We start from the raw sequence: 18,190 nt of genomic DNA, 5'->3' as shown, positions 1-18,190 counted from the left end.
AACAAATAAATCGTCAAAGATTATATGCCATCTATAGCAAATTCTGTTAAAAATAAGGCAAGACTGTTTTTTGCCGTTGAGCTGGATCAGGCCACAAAAAACCAGCTGGAACTGTTGCAGCATGGCAACCCCGTATTTACTGGTCGAGCCGTCAGCCCTCATAATTTCCACCTGACCCTGCAATTTTTAGGTGCCGTTGACCGCCAACAGCTCCATGATATCGCCGAATCCATTGATGTGCCGAGCATCAAGCCGTTTGAAATAAGCGCTAACCACTATGCCTACTACCCCAATACTGAAATAGGTTGTGTTGAAATCAATCAGGGCAAGGCACAACTCAAAAACCTAAAGTCCCACATCAGTCGCGCTTTAGCGAGCGGGGGATTTCGCTTTCCCAAGGATAAACATGGCTTTCGCCCCCACATCACTCTGTTTCGAGAGTGCCAGCCAGTAGGCGATATACAGCAGCTACTGAGCTTGGAGTTTCAAGTCGAACGCTTTTGCTTGATAGAGTCGGTGCAAAATGAGAAAGGCGTTTATTACGAAGTGATAGAAGAATGGCCGGTGTATCAGCCCAGCATCAAGGAACAGTTTTTTGGGATTAAAGACTGATTGCGCCGCAAGAATACTTGCCATTCTGCGGCTTAACCGCAGAATGGCAGAGTGAAACTTCAGCTTTTCAACAACTTAGCAGCAATACTTCTAAAGCCTAGACCAGTACCGCCCGCAGACCATTTTGGTGTTGGACTATCGTTGTAAGCCGCAGCCAGATCCACATGAACCCAGCCTTGACCGTTATTTGGCACAAAGCGCGATAAGAACCCAGCAGCGTTGCTGGCACCACCAGGGCCGCCACCTTTTACCGCACGGCTATTCGCAGTGTCGGCAAAATGCGATGGACAGCGGTGTGCGTGGAACGCTTCTAGCGGCAATGGCCAATGACGCTCATGTTCTTCTTTTGAAATGGCTAAAAACTCTTCGCTGGCGTCATTATCCAAGGCAAAAACCGCATTGTAATCACCACCAACCGCCGTCACAGCCGCGCCTGTCAAAGTCGCTGCGTCAATAATGGTTTTCGCGCCAGACTGACCGGCAAGCAATAAACCATCCGCCATGACCACACGGCCTTCAGCGTCAGTATTTTGAATTTCCACCGTGACGCCATTCGGGTAAGTCAGAATATCGCCCAGCTTGTAGGCATGACCGCTAATAAGGTTTTCGGCACAACACAAATACAGGTTCACCGGTTTATCCAAACCACGCAAAATGGCTAACGCTAAACCACCGGTTACCGTAGCCGCACCGCCCATATCCGCTTTCATGTGCAACATACCAGCACTCGCCTTAATGCTGTAACCACCACTATCAAAGGTAATCCCTTTACCCACAAGCGCCGCAACCGGTGCCGCATTGTCGCCCTTCGGATCAAACTTCAGCTTCAATAGCGCTGGTGGACGCGTTGAACCTCGGCCAACTTCCCACGTACCAATATGACCTTGTTTCTCAAGATCTTCACCCGCGATAATATCGTAACTCACATGATCCGGCGCTAGGCCTTGGATAAACTGTGCCGCTTCTTGCGCCAACACTTCTGGGGCCAACACTTCTGGCGTTTCGTTAACCATCGAGCGCATCCAGCGGCTGACTTGAATTCGAGCATCCAATTCTTGCGAATCAGCTTCACTCAAATCAGCAAAGTCAATTTGCACATCCACTTTCGGCTCGTAAGCCCCTTGGAAAAATGCCCACTGTTGTTCCAGTGCCCATTCACCTTCTAAAGCAAAAAATGATAGCCCCTGAGTTAATAAACGTCGGGCTGCGACTTGGATTATTTCTGGATCGTCGGCGTGAATCGTGACGCTATCGTCTTTAAAGCTCAATAAAGCACTTTCGCCCCATTGCTCAGGCGCACTACTGCTGGAAAGAAATATCTTTAAAGTCATACAATTCCTTATACGGTATTTGGCCGGGCGAACCTGTTTCTAAGACACGCGTCTAAAACAAATGCCCGAGCTTTGATTGTTTGGTTGATAGATACATAGCATTGTGGGGGTTTTGCCCAAATTTCAAGGGCACACGCTCAACCACATCAATACCTGCACCCTTCATGGAACTGACCTTTCGCGGGTTATTGGTCATCAAACGAATTTTTGATACCCCTAAAATATCCAAGGCATCCGAGGCTACTTTAAAGTCACGCTCGTCGGCGCCAAAGCCCAAATGTTCATTGGCTTGAACCGTGTCCATCCCCTGATCTTGTAGCGAATAAGCACGGATTTTATTGGTTAAGCCAATACCGCGTCCCTCTTGTCGCAAATACAAGAGTACTCCAGCACCCTCTTCGGTGATTTTTTCTAATGCAGCTCTTAACTGAAAACCGCAATCACAACGCAAGCTAAACAGCGCGTCACCGGTTAAGCACTCAGAGTGAATTCTCGCCAATACGGCCTGCTCTTTATCCCACTCGCCATAAGTCATGGCAATATGCTCTTTGCCATCATCGGTTTCGAGCGCGTGGATCACAAAATCTCCCCAAGGAGTCGGGAGTTTGGCCTGTAGGCTATCTTGCTGGTTCATTCGGTCAGTATTACCACTCATTTTGGAAACGCGTCCATTTTACACGATGTGTCAACTAATCGACAGTCTGTATCTGAAAGCAAAAGCTAGACGGCTGTTTTCGGTTTAATAATCTCCGCGACCTTGACCCAAAAGTCATCCCAGTCATCAGGCGTGTCGGCATGACCGGTGGAATAAATTTGATGCTCGGCATCCTGTTTTGCAGCTAATAATTTACTCAACGCATTGATAGGAACGGTTTTATCAGCCTCACCATGCACCAAATAAGCACGTCCTTCATAGTTTTTTAACGCTGAAACATTATCAAACGGGTCTCTAACCAGAAAATGAGGAACCCAGCGCTGTTTGGCTAAATCCATCACACTGGAGTAAGTCGACATCAAAATCACAGCGTACGGTTTTTTCTGTGACAAGATACTTAGCACAGCACCGCCCCCCATCGAACGCCCCAGTAAAGAAATATGCTCATGGTCAAACTGAGGCTGCTGCTCGATCCAGTCATAAGCTTTAAGCATACACTCTTTAATCGTTCGGTAGCTCGGCTTACCATCCGAACGGCCATAGCCAGGATACTCCGCCAGAATCACACTAAAGCCTTGCTGACGGACGAAATCAAGCCTAGGCGCCCAATCATCAATAATATTGCCATTACCATGGGCCAACATAATAACTGGCGACTTATCACCGTAAGCCTCACTAAGAGGCGGCAGATAAGCCAGTTCAAACTCCCCTTGGGAAAAGGGCAATCGAATGATCTCGCCACCAGCTTGGGTGATGAGCTCTGCATTGTGAGTCGGTAATTCATGGACCGGAAACAGCATTCGTCGTTGCAGCAAATAAAAAAACAACACGTACAAAACATACGCACCGACGATGGTAATAAGGCCCCAGATAAGGATTTGCATATAGCTTAATATTGCGTCTATTATTGATACTGTTAGAATTCATACATTCTAACATCAAGTTAGTAAAAGTAAGCAGGCTAATATTTTTTAATCCAGTCTGCCATAAACCTGAATAGAACTACTTAATTGATGGGGCTTACAATGTCACATTTATGCTTAGTCACGGACATCAAAGACGGTCAAGCCAAAGCATTTCCACACCCTTCACCAAGCGAAGACCGCGACCTCATTATTGTTCGTCGCGGACTGAATGTTTATGGCTACGTCAACCGTTGCCCACACGCCGGAACCAATCTCAACTGGCAGGAAGACGAGTTCATGACCGATGACGAGCAATATTTGATGTGCTTTACGCATGGTGCCCTATTCGAACCCGACACCGGCCGTTGCGTCGCAGGCCCCTGCGCTGGAGCCCACCTTGGCGAAGTAAAGCTAGAGATTGAAAACGGCAAAGTGTTTTACGCGGAATAATCATTAAGACTCCCATTTGAAATTCTCTCCACCGTTAATAAAAACCACTTTACTCAAACGCTACAAACGCTTTTTGGCGGACGTAGTGAGCAATGAGCATGGTGAATTTACGGCGCATTGTCCGAACACAGGTTCGATGAAAAACTGCTGGCAGGAAGGTGATACCGCATGGCTGCTGGACTCAAAAAATCCCAAAAGAAAGTATTTATACACCTGGGTGTTAAACCAAAACCTGCAAGGCGATTGGATTTGTATTAACACCCACTTAGCCAATCAAGTGGTCAGCGAAGGTATCGAGAACGGTATTTTAGAAGAACTCCAGGACTATGACTCACTGCAACAAGAAGTGAAGTACGGTGAAGAGAATAGTCGCATTGATTTGCTGTTAACCGATCCGAATAAACCTCACTGTTATGTTGAAATTAAGACCGTAACGTTGCTTGAGTCAGGGGTTAATGAAAAGTCTGGCGAGGCGTTTAAGCCAGGCTCCGGCTTCTTCCCAGACGCAGTCAGTACTCGCGGTCAAAAGCATATTCGCGAACTCGTCACCATGGTTGAACAAGGCCATCGCGCCGTTTTGTTGTTCCTCGTTCAACACACCGGTATCCAAACCGTGAGCCCCGCCGCCCATATCGACCCAAAATATGCTGAATTATTGAGCGCTGCGGCTCAAAAAGGGGTTGAAATTTATGCATACAATACCCATATCAGTGCCGCAGAGATTAAACTGCGACAGGCCTTACCAGTAATTTTATAGCAATATCAACTGGTTAGCTGAAAACTGTGAAAAATTTGCCCAATTTTGGCAAATTTGGCTTTTCAATTGGTACTTTGAGGGCTAATATCCCTCTTTCACTTTTTTAAAAGTTTGTCAATGCACAAATGAAAAGTGGGCTGACCTTGAGTCGGAAGTTACCATAAAGTAAATGGAGCATTGAATTAGATGCCACGTAAAAAAACAGCTACAAACACAACCTTAGAAAAATTAGGAATTAAGCCTTACAACGAGAAGAAAGGCGAAGAATACATGAACGATGCTCAGTATGAGCATTTCCGTCATATCCTAAATGAATGGAAGCGTCAGTTGATGGAAGAAGTTGATCGCACTGTGCATCACATGCAAGACGAAGCGGCAAACTTCCCTGATCCTGTTGATCGCGCATCCCAAGAAGAAGAGTTTTCACTAGAGCTTCGTACTCGCGACCGTGAGCGTAAGCTTCTAAAGAAAATTATTCAGTCTATCGGTAAAATTGATGATGATGAATACGGTTACTGCGAGTCATGCGGTATCGAAATTGGTATTCGTCGTTTAGAGGCTCGCCCAACGGCTGAGCTTTGTATTGACTGCAAAACTCTCGACGAAATTAAAGAGCGTCAATACGGCAGTTAATGCCTGCAACACCGAAAGATTCAAAGAATTCCCGAACTCATGATAACAGTGAGTTCGGTCTATCTTCTGCAACCGCTACTAAGCCATCGCTACGAGGCCGTTTCGCGCCCTCACCTTCTGGCCCTTTACACTTCGGCTCATTAGTTGCTGCGGTGGGCAGTTACTTAGTCGCCAGACATTATGGTGCCGAGTGGCAAGTACGGATTGAAGACATTGACCCTCCTCGTGAAATTGAAGGTGCCGCCGATACCATTCTGCGACAACTTGAATCTTTTGGTCTGCACTGGGACGGCCCCATCATTTATCAAAGCGATAATATCCCTCGTTTCAACGACATTTTAGAAGAGTTGAAGCAGGCTGACTTATTGTATGCCTGCGACTGCACTCGTAAAAAAGTCAACCAATTAAGCGACGATGGTCGTTATCCGAATATTTGCCAGGACAAACGGTTGAGCTTTGACGGTGAGGTAGCTTGGAAGTTACGTCATGGACAGCGAGAGTATGATTTTTTTGATCAGATCCAAGGTCACTGCCAATTCGACAACAGTCTGTATCATGAAGACTTCACGGTTAAACGCAAAGATGGCCTGATTGCGTATCAGCTTGCAGTGGTGGTCGATGATATCGATTCAGGTATTGATCATGTCGTTCGCGGCATTGATTTACTCGACTCAACGCCACGTCAGTTACGCCTGTATGAGGTATTAGATAAGCCCGCACCGCTTTGGTATCACCTGCCACTCGCCATTAATGAAGACGGTAACAAGCTGTCAAAACAAAACCATGCGGAGCCTATTGAAGCCTCTCGCGCCAGTCATCAGCTGCACCAAGCCATTGCATTTTTGGGACAAAAGCCGCCGGTCTCACTTCGACAAGAACCTCCGGAAATTATTATCGACTGGGCGATTGAGCACTTTTCACTAGAAAGCATCCCGCGCCAACAACAAATACCTTATTTTGATTAGGGTCTATGCTATTATTGCAGCATTGAAAGTAACCCATAACTAATGAAGCGCATTGATCTCAACATTAAAACGGTGGTTCTCTGGTGCCAACAACAAGCAACAAAGCAACTCAAGCACTAACATGACTCAACCAAGCCACATCATTCCTCGTGACCAACATACCGTTTCACGTAAAAACATCAGTGACAACGCGCTGAAAGTACTCTATCGCTTAAATAAAGCAGGCTATGACGCTTATTTAGTCGGCGGTGGAGTTCGTGACATCTTATTGGGATTACAGCCCAAAGACTTTGATATCACCACCAACGCCACCCCCGAACAAATTCGCAGCTTGTTCCGCAACAGCCGCATCATTGGCCGTCGCTTTAAGTTGGTTCATATCATGTTTGGCCGCGACATTATCGAAGTAGCCACCTTTCGCGCGCACTGTGACAGCAATATTCAGCAAGCCAAAGATGGCATGATTCTGCGTGATAACGTTTATGGCACCATCGAAGAAGACGCTGAGCGCCGGGATTTCACGGTTAACGCACTGTATTACAGCGTCAAAGACTTTAGTGTTCACGATTATTGCAATGGACTGACCGATTTACGAAAGCGTCAACTGCGCATGATCGGCGATCCTGAAACACGTTATCGTGAAGACCCGGTTCGCATGCTTCGAGCCGTACGATTAGCAGTTAAGTTAGACTTAACGATTGAGCCCAAAAGTTTGGCTCCAATTTCAGAATTAGCACCATTATTAGAGCAGGTCCCAGCGGCTCGTTTATTTGAAGAATACCGGAAAATGTTTCTTTCTGGGAAGGGTGAAGCCACCTTTAAGGCGTTACAAGCACACGACTTACTGCAAAAACTCTTTCCGGCGACCGATACTTTATTGGCAGAGCATCAAGATTTTGATGTCTTTATTCACGCCGCACTGGAGAACACCGACAAACGCATCGCCAGTGACAACACAGTAAACCCTGCATTTTTGATCGCTGTATTTTTATGGCAGCCTCTGCTAGAGCGCGCTCACCAACTCGAAACGAAAGGCATGAATTTTAACGATGCCTTCTTTAAAAGCATGGGGCATATGTTGGGTGAACAAAGTCAGCATATCTCCATTCCAAAACGCTACAGTTTAGTGATTCGGGATATATGGGCACTTCAAGCTCGCCTTCCTCAGCGCCATGGTAAAAAAGTATGGTCAGTATTAAACCATCCACGTTTTCGTGCGGGCTATGACTTCTTGTTACTCCGCGCTGAATCCGACCCATCGCTGCGAGAAGTGGCGGACTGGTGGACCGAATTCCAAGACGCCGATAAAGACACTCAGCGTGCCATGTTACCCAAAAATAAACGCCGTAAATCGAAGCGTCGACGCAAGCCTAAAGGTAATAACTAGGATTTAAAATGCAGCAGCCAGTCGTTAGCTATATCGCTCTGGGCAGTAATTTACATCAACCGCTTGAACAAATTAAAGCGGCCTTGTTAGCGATTGATCAACTCCCTCTGAGCTACCTTCTGGCCTATTCCAGCTTTTACCAAAGCGCTCCTATGGGGCCACAAGATCAACCATCCTTCGTTAACGCGGTCTGCAAAGTACATACCCATCTTGAGCCTCTTGAGCTTCTGGATAGGCTACAAGCTATTGAAAAACAACAAGGTCGAGTTCGACATGAACACTGGGGGGCGCGCACAATTGATTTGGATATTGTGCTCTACGATCATACAATCATGCAGACAGAGCGATTAACTCTGCCACACTATGGCGCCAAACAACGCGACTTTGTGTTGCTGCCATTGGCTGAAATCAGCCCTGAGCTGACCTTTCCCGATGGCGAACACATCGACAAAGCACTGCAGCAGTGTGAGCATTACCAGTTAGAAAAGATAACGATAAAAGACTAGGAGACCCTGAGTCAGTATGAACATCAAGATTCCACATAACTTTATTGCGGTTGAAGGGCCTATCGGGGTTGGAAAAACCACTCTAGCTCGTAAGTTATCCGAAGTGCTTGGCAGTGAACTCATTCTTGAAGAAGCTGAAGAAAATCCCTTTTTAGAGCGTTTTTATCAAGATCCCAAAGCGGGAGCGCTACCGACTCAGCTGTACTTTTTATTTCAGCGCGCACGCCAACTGCAAGAAGTGCGCCAGTCGGATATGTTCACACCGCTTCGTGTGGCAGACTATTTGATGGATAAAGACCGTTTATTTGCTCGCTCGACACTGGATGAAGAAGAACTCCGCTTGTATGAGCAGGTCTACGACAATCTCACGATTGATGCGCCGAAACCGGATCTGGTCATTTACTTACAAGCTCCAGTATCAGTACTTTCAGATCGCATCAAAAAGCGTGGGCGTCGAGAAGAAGCACCGATAAGCCAAGAGTATCTGCAAACCATTTGCGATGCGTATACGGATTTTTTCTACTATTATCACGAATCACCACTGCTGATCGTGAATGCTTCAGGCATTGATTTAGTGGAAAACGAAAAAGATTTTGAAATGCTGTTGGAGCAGATCCACACGACAGACTCTGGGCGAAATTATTTTAACCCTCATCCAGCAGTTTAATTGAAGAAATAACAGAGAATTCTGATGAAATTCACGAGTATTAGTCACATTGAAAAGCTCAAAGCCGCCGGCGAAAAATTCACCTGCTTAACGGCTTACGACGCGACTTTTGCCAGCGTTATGTCGGAGGTTGGTATTGATACCATTTTGGTTGGCGATTCACTCGGCAATGTCATTCAAGGTCAGCAAACCACCGTCCCAGTGACGCTGGAGCAAATGGAATACCATATCGAATGCGTATCACGCGGCAATAAGAACTGCCTGATCATTGGTGACATGCCTTACATGACTTATAGCACACCAGAGGAAGCCTACGACACGGCTCGCCGCATCATGCAAGCTGGCGCGCAGATGGTCAAACTCGAAGGCGGTGCTTGGTTACTGGATACGATTCGCGGCCTGACTGAGCGAGGTATTCCAGTCTGTACTCACTTAGGGCTAACGCCACAATCGGTCGATGCGCTAGGCGGCTTTAAGGTACAAGGCCGTGATGACGCGACTGCACAAGCCATGCTCGATGACGCCAAAAGTCTTGAAGCCGCAGGGGCTCGAATGCTGGTGCTGGAATGTGTCCCGAGCGATTTGGCCAAACAGATTACTGAAGCGCTGTCTATTCCAGTGATGGGTATCGGCGCAGGCGTTGATGTTGATGGCCAAGTCTTGGTTCTGCACGACATGTTGGGGATTTCACCGTTTCAAGCCAAATTTGTGCGCAATTTTATGGCTGATGCTAAGGGTGACATCAAAGCAGCGATCCAGCTGTACCATGATGACGTTAAGTCGAAAACATTCCCAGCCGCAGAGCACTCTTTTGATTAAGTGAATCTCCTATCATGATTATCGTTAACACCATTGACGAGCTACAAAAGGCGCTTATAGCACACCGCAAAAGCGGGAATCGCATTGGTTTCGTCCCGACTATGGGCAATCTCCATCAAGGGCACTTGAGTCTGGTCGAAAAAGCCAAAACGCTATCCGACGTGATCGTGGTCAGTATTTTCGTCAATCCCACCCAGTTTGGGCCTAATGAAGATTTTGACTCCTACCCGAGAACTTTTGACAACGACTGCGAGCAATTAAAAAGCCAACAAGCCGACATCGTTTTCGCGCCGAACGTCGAAGAGGTTTATCCCGGCTTTGCACAAAACAAAGCGCGACCCAATCTAACCCGAGTTCACGTCGATGAGCTTGGCAAAAATCATTGCGGCGCATCCAGACCCGGCCACTTTGACGGCGTCACCACTATCGTCAGTAAACTGTTCAATATGGTACGCCCCGACGTTGCAGTCTTTGGTCAAAAGGACTTCCAACAGCTAGCGATTATTCGCCGCATGGTGAAAGATCTAAACATTCCCGTAGAGATCATCGGTGCACCTATTTTGCGCGAAGATAACGGCCTGGCCATGAGCTCGCGCAATGGTTACTTATCTCAAGAAGAAAAGGATCAAGCCGCCGCCATTTACCGCACTTTGCAATGGGCCAAAAAACAACTGGAAGAGCACGCTTTAAGCTTTGACTTAGTCGAACAAAACGCCGCGCAGCAATTAACCGACCAAGGCTTTCGTGTTGACTACTTCAACATCAGCCAAGCTGACAGCCTCAAAGTCGCAGAAACCAGCGATACCGATCTGGTGATCTTAGCGGCAGCGTTTTTAGGCAAGGTTCGCCTCATCGACAACTTAACAGTCCAATTATGAATCTTAAATCAATAATTATCGTAGTACTAATAATATTAGCTTTGCTTTGTCTACCTTTCTTTATTGAACTAAGCTTTCTATCTACTTATAACTCTTATGCCGCTGGTGTCTTATCACCCATAGCCATACTGCTTGCTATTTGGCAAATAAGAGCATCGAATAATCAAACTAATACACAATTACAAAACTTAAAAAATCAAATCAGCCAATCTTCGCTAATACAGTCACTAGAAAAAATAGACTCTGATATTCAAATTATTTTGAACAACATACAAATTACAATCAATGGTGATGAGTCCAACCTTTCTGAAGTTTTAATCTCTGATCCATTACCAGCATGGCAGTATATAATACCTGACTATTCTAAGCTTGATAGCTTTGCCAATGAACAAGAACTTAAGCTTCAAGAGCTTTTAAAAGATAAAACCATTAAGCTAATTATTACTGCCGTAAAACTATGTAGAGAGCTAAAAAAACTGCGTAACTACTGCGATGAGCTTCATTCAATTAGCAACAACAACGCGATTCAAGTGTATTACTCAACAAAATACAAGCTTTTAAACGAAAGGTTATGCACTAAAGGCTATCCAATAAAAGCATGGGACCCTAACGAATACAACCGATAGTTACAATTTCAATCTCTCCTAATTTGGTTTATGCTGAGACTTTGATTTACGCCAAAAGTATAAAAAAGATTGGTCCGAAGGAGTCAGCAATGTCAGAGGCGAAAACCTATCCCATTATCAAAAATCCTCAGCATCCCCCCCATGTTGATGAGGATACTTATCACCGCATGTATCAACAGTCGGTTCAAGATCCTGATAAATTTTGGTCACGCATGGCACATCAGTTTATTGACTGGTTTGAGCCATGGGATACCGTGAGTCGTGTCGATTATCATAAAGCTGACATTAACTGGTTCGAAGGTGGCAAATTAAATGCGTCTTATAATTGCATTGACCGCCACCTCAAGGATAAAGCTGATCACACGGCCATTATTTGGGAAGGGGACGAGCCGAACCAACAACGCTACATAAGCTTCCAAGAACTGCACGATGAGGTGTGCCGTTTTGCAAACGCTCTAAAAGCTCGCGGCGTCAAAAAAGGCGACCGGGTCTGCATTTACATGCCGATGATTCCTGAGGTGGGTTATGCCATGTTAGCTTGCGCCAGAATTGGTGCGATCCATTCAGTTGTCTTCGGTGGTTTTTCGCCGGAAGCCCTAAAAAGCCGAATACTCGATAGCGACTGTCAGGTACTGGTCACGGCTGATGCTGGCGTTAGAGGGGGCAAGCAAGTGCCTCTCAAAGCCAATGCCGACGAGGCACTGGCCGGTTGCCCGAATGTTCACACGGTAATGGTGGTTAAAAGTCAGGGCAATGAAACCGCGTGGGATAATGAGCGTGACGTCGATTACAACGAATTCAAAAAGGATATGGAAACAGAGTGCTCACCGGAAGTGATGGACGCTGAAGATCCGCTGTTTATTCTTTATACCTCAGGCTCTACCGGCCAGCCCAAAGGTGTGATGCACACCACGGGGGGCTACCTGCTTTACACCGCCATGACCCATCAATACATTTTTGATTACCATGATGGTGATATTTATTGGTGTACTGCCGATGCAGGCTGGATCACCGGCCACTCTTATATTTTTTATGGCCCATTAGCCAATGGCGCCACCACTGTAATGTTTGAAGGCGTGCCCAACTACCCTAATGCTTCGCGTTTTTGGGACATTGTTGATAAACATAAAGTCAGTATTTTCTACACCGCACCAACCGCAATTCGTGCATTGATGGCGGGCGGTGACGAGGCAGTGACTAAAACTTCACGTCAATCGTTGCGCATTCTGGGTACGGTTGGTGAGCCGATTAACCCAGAAGCTTGGGAATGGTACTACAATGTTGTTGGCGAAAAACGCTGCCCAATCGTAGATACCTGGTGGCAAACGGAAACCGGCGGAATCATGATTTCGCCATTACCCGGCGCAACAGCGCTCAAACCAGGCTCAGCGACGCGACCATTCTTCGGAATCCAGCCAGCATTACTCGATACCGACGCCAACGAGCAAGACGGTGCGGCTAGTGGCAGTTTGGTTATGAAACATTCGTGGCCGGGACAAATGCGCTCGGTGTGGGGTGATCATCAGCGCTTTTATGACACCTATTTTTCACAGTTCCCAGGATACTATTTCTCTGGAGATGGCGCGCAACGTGATGGTGATGGTTTTTACTGGATTACTGGGCGCATGGATGACGTACTTAATGTTTCCGGGCACCGAATGGGCACTGCCGAAATAGAAAGCGCTTTAGTGCTTCATCCTGATGTTGCAGAAGCAGCGGTCGTCGGTTACCCGCATGATATTAAAGGGCAAGGTATCTACGTTTACGTCAACCTGATGAAAGGCAGAACAGCGTCTGACGAACTCCAAAAAGAACTGATTGCTCATGTCGCTAAAGAAATCGGCCCCATCGCCAAACCAGATAAGTTGCAGTTCGCTGATGATTTGCCAAAAACACGCTCTGGCAAGATCATGCGTCGAATTTTACGGAAAATTGCTGAAGACGATATCGAAAACATTGGCGACACATCGACCTTAGCAGAGCCTGCAGTGGTCGAAAAACTGATCAAAGAAAAGCTATAACGCTCTCCCTATGATAGAGAAAGCTTTAGTCTGACGCTCGTAGCACTCGGGCTTTAGCTTTCTTTAACCAATCGGTAGTCACGACAAAGCCGCGCATAATTTCTTCTCCTTGGCGCACACCAACCACTTGTTGGACGCGCTGAAACTCGTAACGCTCGTTATGGCCATGCACTAAAATCGCTTTCTCATCCAAAGGAGTCAACTCAGCAGCCTCTTCTTCATTAACAGCCGCAAGCCAGTATTTCTTAGGTAATAGAAACCAGTCGATACTCGAACTGAGTTGTAAGTGAGCAAACTCTTCCCAGGTCGTCCAAAAACCTTTGAGGTGTTCGGGGTTGATCTCACGCGGAAATTTAAAATCTTCCTGCATGAAACTATCCAATGGATAAAATAAGCGACCACGGGTCAACACCTTGACGCTATCGACCGTGATTTCTTGATCTCTTAGCCACTGCTTTATGGTCGCGTCTTTGGATAGAGCCAGCTGATGCTCGAATAAACGCTGATGTTTGTGATCGAAACGGTCTCGCAAGTTAGGCCCAACCCAGTGACTCAATTGATCACCAGTTCCAATTTGCAAATAAAACTTAACAGCCAGCTCACAATGCAGATTACTGTTGAGTACCTTGTCGTGCAGTAAAGAGTCAAACTCGCCAAAAGTGTGCTTATTAATGATCACTTGAAGGTTGTGATGAATCACTTCTAAGCTGTCGCAATGACGCGTTAAATGCTGCCATAACTGTTCAAAATAAACCCCCAGACGGTGCGTATCTTCATAAATAAAGTCGTCAGAAACCCGCATACGGCTCATCAACTCATCCGTACTCATGTGGTGGGTTAAGGCCAGTAGCTCTGGCGAATGTAGCATCCAATCTAAATCATTGTTATAGCGATTCATTGACTCATTCAAGAAAGCATCCTTCAGGTATGGCCATCATAGCAGAAAAGTTGGAGTTTGCAGCAGCCCATAAAAAAACAGGGCCAGCATCATAACTGGCCCTGCTCACTAGAGGTATGAATTTCACAGGGGTAGTCTGTTCAAGGAGAGAATTCATACAAAGGCTAGAATCACTAAGGGGTAGTTACTGATTACCAGCGCTTACTTAAAACTATACCTGAAAATAGTGTTAGAATATTGTGGGTATAAGTAAAAACTAAGAAAAGATATGTAAAGGCTACTGACCATTCTTTACATTTGTCGCCATGACCTCGTGGTAATATTCAAATAACTAATTGTTTCACATCAATTCAATAGTCCGGTCATTACAATAGGAAGGATATGGTCAAATTATTAATTGCCGATGACGACACCGAACTTTGTCAATTGCTACAGGAGTATCTGTCGCAAGAGGGCTTCGATATCACTCTAGCCCACGACGGGGAGTCTGCGGCAAAGCTGATTTTAAACGATACCTTCGATCTGATGGTACTTGACGTCATGCTACCTAATCTTAATGGCTTTGATGTCCTAAAGGAAGTTAGAAAAGAATCACAAATTCCTATTCTTATGTTGACCGCACGAGGCGATGAAATTGATCGCATCGTTGGTCTTGAATTGGGCGCTGATGATTATATTGGTAAACCATGCAATCCAAGAGAATTAACCGCTCGCATTCGATCCATTTTACGTCGTACTGAAACAGACTACAGCCGCAAAAAGAAAAAACTTCGCTCCATTCATATTGACGATCTATACATCAACCCTGGCTCGCGCGAAGCATTGGTGAATAATGAAGCAGTAAAATTAACTGCCACCGAATTCGATATTCTGTACTTATTGACCAATCAAGCAGGTGAGCTCGTTAAGCGGGATGATCTGTCTGAAAAATGTTTAGGCCGCTCGTTGGAAGCTTACGACCGAAGTATTGATATGCACATCAGTAACCTGCGTCGAAAGTTAGGCACAGACATTAAAGGCGAAGAACGCATTAAAACCGTCCGTGGTGTCGGCTATCAATATGTTACACACGATACGTAAGCTTCTTAAACCCAATCTTTTTTGGAAAATCTTTTTATGGTTTTGGTTGGCAACCCTGCTCACCCTTATCAGTGTGATTTTTCTTTATAGTCTGACGTCACAAGATACCAGACTGGTGCCGATTGAAGCCAAAGAATCTGAACTCCTTCGCCAAACCGCCATTACCATTCAGTTAAAACATGTGATCGAGGAGTACCAAAACGGGCTTCCGATCCAACCCAGCGGTACCAACAAAGAACTGGCCAACACTTTTATTATCAATAACCAAGGTTATGAAATTTCCGATAAAGAAGTCCCTGAAGTCATTTATCAGCTCAGTGCCTACTATAAACAACGTAACCGCCCCGCTACCGTCACCATCAACAACTATTCTTACTCTGGCCCAGAGATTGTTTTCAGTCGCGGCCAATATTATTTGTTGTTCATCAAACAAAAAAGCCAGCAACACTTTAGCACCTTGGTCACGGAGTTTTTTCATTCGATCAGCATCTGGCAAATTCTCGCCGTTTTAGGGATTAGCTTTTTCGTCTGTTTTGCCTTAGCTTGGTATTTGACGCGCCCAATCCACCAGCTGCAAAAAGCGACAAAAGCCATTGCTAAAGGAGACTTGCAAGCTCGAGCAAAAGATTTCATTGGCAAGCGCTCCGATGAATTCCACGATCTGGCGGAAGATTTTGACTTAATGGCAGACCGCATCAACCGTATCATTATGTCCCAAAAGCGGCTATTAAGTGACGTTTCACACGAGCTACGCTCACCGCTTACGCGAATGCAAATTGCAGCCAGCTTGGCGCAGAAGCATAGTCAAAAAGAGTGTTCTAACCACATTGAGCGCATTGAAGTCGAAGTTGAACGGTTGGATGAGCTCATTGGTGAATTACTACAAGTGGCAGCGCTAGAGCGTGGACAACAACATCAGCAAGTTGATACTTTTGTGATTAACGATTTATTAGACGTCATTATCAGTGACGCTCAATTTGAAGCCTCAGCCAATAACAAAGAGGTGGTACTGCACGACAGTCCGATCATTAGCTTTAGAGGTTACTACAACCTGCTAGCTCGCTCTGTGGAAAATGTTATTCGAAATGCCATCAGACACACGCCGGATAACACTCAAGTCTCGGTCATCGTTAAAGACCTTGGCCCGAAATTTAGCATTGTTATTAGCGATCAAGGTCATGGTATTGATGAGGCTCATCTCGACAAAATCTTTGAGCCCTTCTACAGACCAACCGAAGCGCGTGAACGCAGCTCTGGCGGCACAGGGCTTGGACTAACTATTGCTAAGCGCGGAGTCGAAGTTAATGGTGGAACCATTCAAGCAGACAATGTCGCGGACGGCGGATTGGTCGTAACCATGACTTTACGCAAGAACGTTAAGTCTAGTTAAAGATACTCCACAGAAGAAATAGCGCTAAAGCCACTAAGAATCCACCAAGCACTCTATCAATCCAGTGACCAAACTGACTAAAGAACCCACGGACCTTATTGCTGGCTAGAATATAAGACAAGAATACAAACCATAGCGCCGTTATGACTGCCATCCACACGCCATAAAAACTTTGTACGGCCAATGGCGTTGTCGCATCAACAAGCGTTGTGAATAGAGACAAGAAAAAGAGTGTTGCTTTCGGGTTTAACACGTTTGTGATAAAGCCTAAGCGGAACGCTTTACCATCAGTCATTAATTTTTTCGTGCTCACTAGAGGCTCAGACTGCCCCACTTTGCTGGCGCTAGAGTTACTCGCTTGTGACTGGATAGCGCCATAACCGATGTAAATTAAGTACGCAGCACCAGCTAGCTGAATCAGTTTAAATAGCCAGTCAGTACTTTGAATCAAAAGTCCAACCCCGAGCACAGCATAAGCAACATGAACAAAGATTGCCAAGCCAATACCAAGACTGGTTATGATCGCAAAACGCTTACCAAATACCAGCGACTGTCGCATAACAATAGCAAAGTCAGGGCCAGGACTCATCACAGCCAATAAATGCGCCGATGCTATCAATAAAAACTGTTGCCAGTATTCCGCAATGTTTTGTAGTAGATCCTGCAAACTCTTACCCTATAACTTCGAGTATTTTCTTTGATAATTCGATCATTAGTGCACCATACGAACTTAGCGCCAAAAAGCTAACCACAGCTAGAAAAATAACCGCACAGGAAGCTGCCTTCAATGAAAAGTGGTTGCTGAGATGTACTATTTCGCTACCCTTTTTCGATTGATTATAGACAAGCCACTGTCGAAGGTAACCACCCAGCAACCATAAACACACCGCCATCGCCACCAGGCATGCTATTAATATGACGACTTCCTGCTTTTGGAACGTCAAAGCGGCACCAAGGACAACACCTGGCATCAGGTATACCGGCGCCCAAATCAAAGTCGCGATAACGACAGCTGTTAAGAATTTTTTCGCAGGCATGTCTAAAATACCCGCTATCAGCGAGATGACAGCTCGAATAGGTCCTATGAACTGACCAATTAATATCCCAGCAAAGCCATGCTTTCTGAAAAATGTCTCTGAGCGGTGAAGCAAGTTCTGATGACGCTCCACCCAGGGCCAGTGATGCACTCGGTCCTTAAATGCGACACCAACCAGATAGGATACCGCCTGACCGAGCGTTGCACCGGCAAAACAAAAGAATGCAATCGGCCAAAAGCCTAAAGTGCCCGCACCGATCAGGCTGCCAACTCCAACCAGTAACAACCAGCCAGGCATCGCCAGACCAACGATTGCGAGTGACTCTAAAAAGGCGATCATGAAGACTGCAATTCCTGCCCAATGCGGATTAGCGCGGATCCAGTCGATGATGTTATTTACAATCTCTTCCATGGGAGCTAATGATGAATAAAGTTAAGCCAAAAGTCGATCTATTTTTGTAAGCCGATGTTTATCTTAAGGAAGGATCGTCCGATCGATGTGCCAAGCTTGCTAATTGATTAAGGCTCGTTTATCGTTTGCCTATCTATTGTCTGCCGAGTAGGAACTATAATT

20 protein-coding genes are annotated in these 18,190 nt (G+C 45.9%); 14 read left to right on the top strand and 6 right to left on the bottom strand.

The annotated features are described in order from the left end of the window. The first annotated feature begins 24 nt into the window (after positions 1-24). Positions 25-612, top strand: a complete 588-nt coding sequence (gene thpR, locus ABD943_RS07825) for an RNA 2',3'-cyclic phosphodiesterase (protein WP_345292626.1) — start codon at positions 25-27, stop codon at positions 610-612. A 59-nt stretch (positions 613-671) separates the two neighbouring features. Here thpR and pepB read toward each other — a convergent pair whose 3' ends face one another. From pepB to ABD943_RS07810, 3 genes are all read right to left on the bottom strand, one after another. Then, positions 672-1,943, bottom strand: coding sequence for an aminopeptidase PepB (gene pepB / locus ABD943_RS07820; RefSeq protein WP_345292625.1), 1,272 nt, complete (start codon positions 1,941-1,943; stop codon positions 672-674). Between the two features lie 52 nt (positions 1,944-1,995). Then, positions 1,996-2,577, bottom strand: coding sequence for a GTP cyclohydrolase II (gene ribA, locus ABD943_RS07815; RefSeq protein ID WP_345292698.1), 582 nt, complete (start codon positions 2,575-2,577; stop codon positions 1,996-1,998). Positions 2,578-2,663: 86 nt separating this feature from the next. Beyond that, on the bottom strand, positions 2,664-3,482 hold the full coding sequence (locus ABD943_RS07810) for an alpha/beta hydrolase (RefSeq protein WP_345292624.1): 819 nt from the start codon (positions 3,480-3,482) through the stop codon (positions 2,664-2,666). Positions 3,483-3,623: 141 nt separating this feature from the next. On the opposite strand from ABD943_RS07810, the gene ABD943_RS07805 reads away from it, so the two are divergent. The 11 genes from ABD943_RS07805 (at position 3,624) to acs (ending at position 13,212) form a co-directional block, all read left to right on the top strand. Continuing rightward, positions 3,624-3,953, top strand: a complete 330-nt coding sequence (locus tag ABD943_RS07805) for a Rieske (2Fe-2S) protein (protein ID WP_345292623.1) — start codon at positions 3,624-3,626, stop codon at positions 3,951-3,953. A gap of 16 nt (positions 3,954-3,969) precedes the next feature. Further along, complete coding sequence (gene sfsA / locus ABD943_RS07800; RefSeq protein ID WP_345292622.1) at positions 3,970-4,710, top strand: DNA/RNA nuclease SfsA; 741 nt, start codon at positions 3,970-3,972, stop codon at positions 4,708-4,710. Positions 4,711-4,896: 186 nt separating this feature from the next. After that, entirely contained in the window at positions 4,897-5,343 is a 447-nt protein-coding gene (gene dksA / locus ABD943_RS07795; protein WP_345292621.1) for an RNA polymerase-binding protein DksA, read from the top strand. Then, on the top strand, positions 5,343-6,308 hold the full coding sequence (gene gluQRS, locus ABD943_RS07790) for a tRNA glutamyl-Q(34) synthetase GluQRS (protein WP_345292620.1): 966 nt from the start codon (positions 5,343-5,345) through the stop codon (positions 6,306-6,308). The genes dksA and gluQRS overlap by 1 nt, the downstream gene beginning before the upstream one ends. A gap of 121 nt (positions 6,309-6,429) precedes the next feature. Beyond that, on the top strand, positions 6,430-7,695 hold the full coding sequence (pcnB, locus tag ABD943_RS07785) for a polynucleotide adenylyltransferase PcnB (RefSeq protein ID WP_345292619.1): 1,266 nt from the start codon (positions 6,430-6,432) through the stop codon (positions 7,693-7,695). An 8-nt stretch (positions 7,696-7,703) separates the two neighbouring features. Continuing rightward, entirely contained in the window at positions 7,704-8,201 is a 498-nt protein-coding gene (gene folK / locus ABD943_RS07780) for a 2-amino-4-hydroxy-6-hydroxymethyldihydropteridine diphosphokinase (RefSeq protein ID WP_345292618.1), read from the top strand. A gap of 16 nt (positions 8,202-8,217) precedes the next feature. Then, a complete protein-coding gene (locus ABD943_RS07775) occupies positions 8,218-8,868 on the top strand; it encodes a deoxynucleoside kinase (protein ID WP_345292617.1) in 651 nt (216 codons plus the stop codon). A 24-nt stretch (positions 8,869-8,892) separates the two neighbouring features. Next, complete coding sequence (gene panB / locus ABD943_RS07770; protein ID WP_345292616.1) at positions 8,893-9,687, top strand: 3-methyl-2-oxobutanoate hydroxymethyltransferase; 795 nt, start codon at positions 8,893-8,895, stop codon at positions 9,685-9,687. Between the two features lie 14 nt (positions 9,688-9,701). Then, positions 9,702-10,565, top strand: coding sequence for a pantoate--beta-alanine ligase (panC, locus tag ABD943_RS07765; protein WP_345292615.1), 864 nt, complete (start codon positions 9,702-9,704; stop codon positions 10,563-10,565). Continuing rightward, positions 10,562-11,191, top strand: coding sequence for a hypothetical protein (locus tag ABD943_RS07760; protein WP_345292614.1), 630 nt, complete (start codon positions 10,562-10,564; stop codon positions 11,189-11,191). Before panC ends, ABD943_RS07760 begins: the two co-directional genes overlap by 4 nt. Before the next feature lie 89 nt (positions 11,192-11,280). Beyond that, a complete protein-coding gene (acs, locus tag ABD943_RS07755) occupies positions 11,281-13,212 on the top strand; it encodes an acetate--CoA ligase (RefSeq protein WP_345292613.1) in 1,932 nt (643 codons plus the stop codon). A gap of 25 nt (positions 13,213-13,237) precedes the next feature. Here the strand turns inward: acs and ABD943_RS07750 are convergent, their stop codons facing one another. Beyond that, positions 13,238-14,122, bottom strand: a complete 885-nt coding sequence (locus ABD943_RS07750) for a DUF1853 family protein (RefSeq protein WP_345292612.1) — start codon at positions 14,120-14,122, stop codon at positions 13,238-13,240. A 369-nt stretch (positions 14,123-14,491) separates the two neighbouring features. Here ABD943_RS07750 and ABD943_RS07745 point away from each other — a divergent pair, with 369 nt between their 5' ends. Together ABD943_RS07745 and ABD943_RS07740 are read left to right on the top strand one after the other, a co-directional pair. After that, positions 14,492-15,190: a response regulator gene (locus ABD943_RS07745; protein ID WP_345292611.1), complete on the top strand. Its 699-nt coding sequence runs from the start codon at positions 14,492-14,494 to the stop codon at positions 15,188-15,190. Continuing rightward, entirely contained in the window at positions 15,171-16,580 is a 1,410-nt protein-coding gene (locus tag ABD943_RS07740; protein WP_345292610.1) for an ATP-binding protein, read from the top strand. Before ABD943_RS07745 ends, ABD943_RS07740 begins: the two co-directional genes overlap by 20 nt. Here the strand turns inward: ABD943_RS07740 and ABD943_RS07735 are convergent. Both ABD943_RS07735 and ABD943_RS07730 read right to left on the bottom strand, forming a co-directional pair. Then, positions 16,573-17,169, bottom strand: a complete 597-nt coding sequence (locus ABD943_RS07735; protein ID WP_425559467.1) for a LysE family transporter — start codon at positions 17,167-17,169, stop codon at positions 16,573-16,575. The two genes, ABD943_RS07740 and ABD943_RS07735, sit on opposite strands and share 8 nt — an antisense overlap. Before the next feature lie 82 nt (positions 17,170-17,251). Beyond that, a complete protein-coding gene (locus ABD943_RS07730) occupies positions 17,252-18,028 on the bottom strand; it encodes a DedA family protein (protein ID WP_345292608.1) in 777 nt (258 codons plus the stop codon). Positions 18,029-18,190 lie beyond the last annotated feature (162 nt).

It is taken from the genome of Kangiella marina (assembly GCF_039541235.1).
In the GTDB taxonomy this organism is placed as follows: domain Bacteria; phylum Pseudomonadota; class Gammaproteobacteria; order Enterobacterales; family Kangiellaceae; genus Kangiella; species Kangiella marina.
Note: the sequence above shows the minus strand (reverse complement) of the source record. Positions and strands in the feature narration are given on the sequence as shown.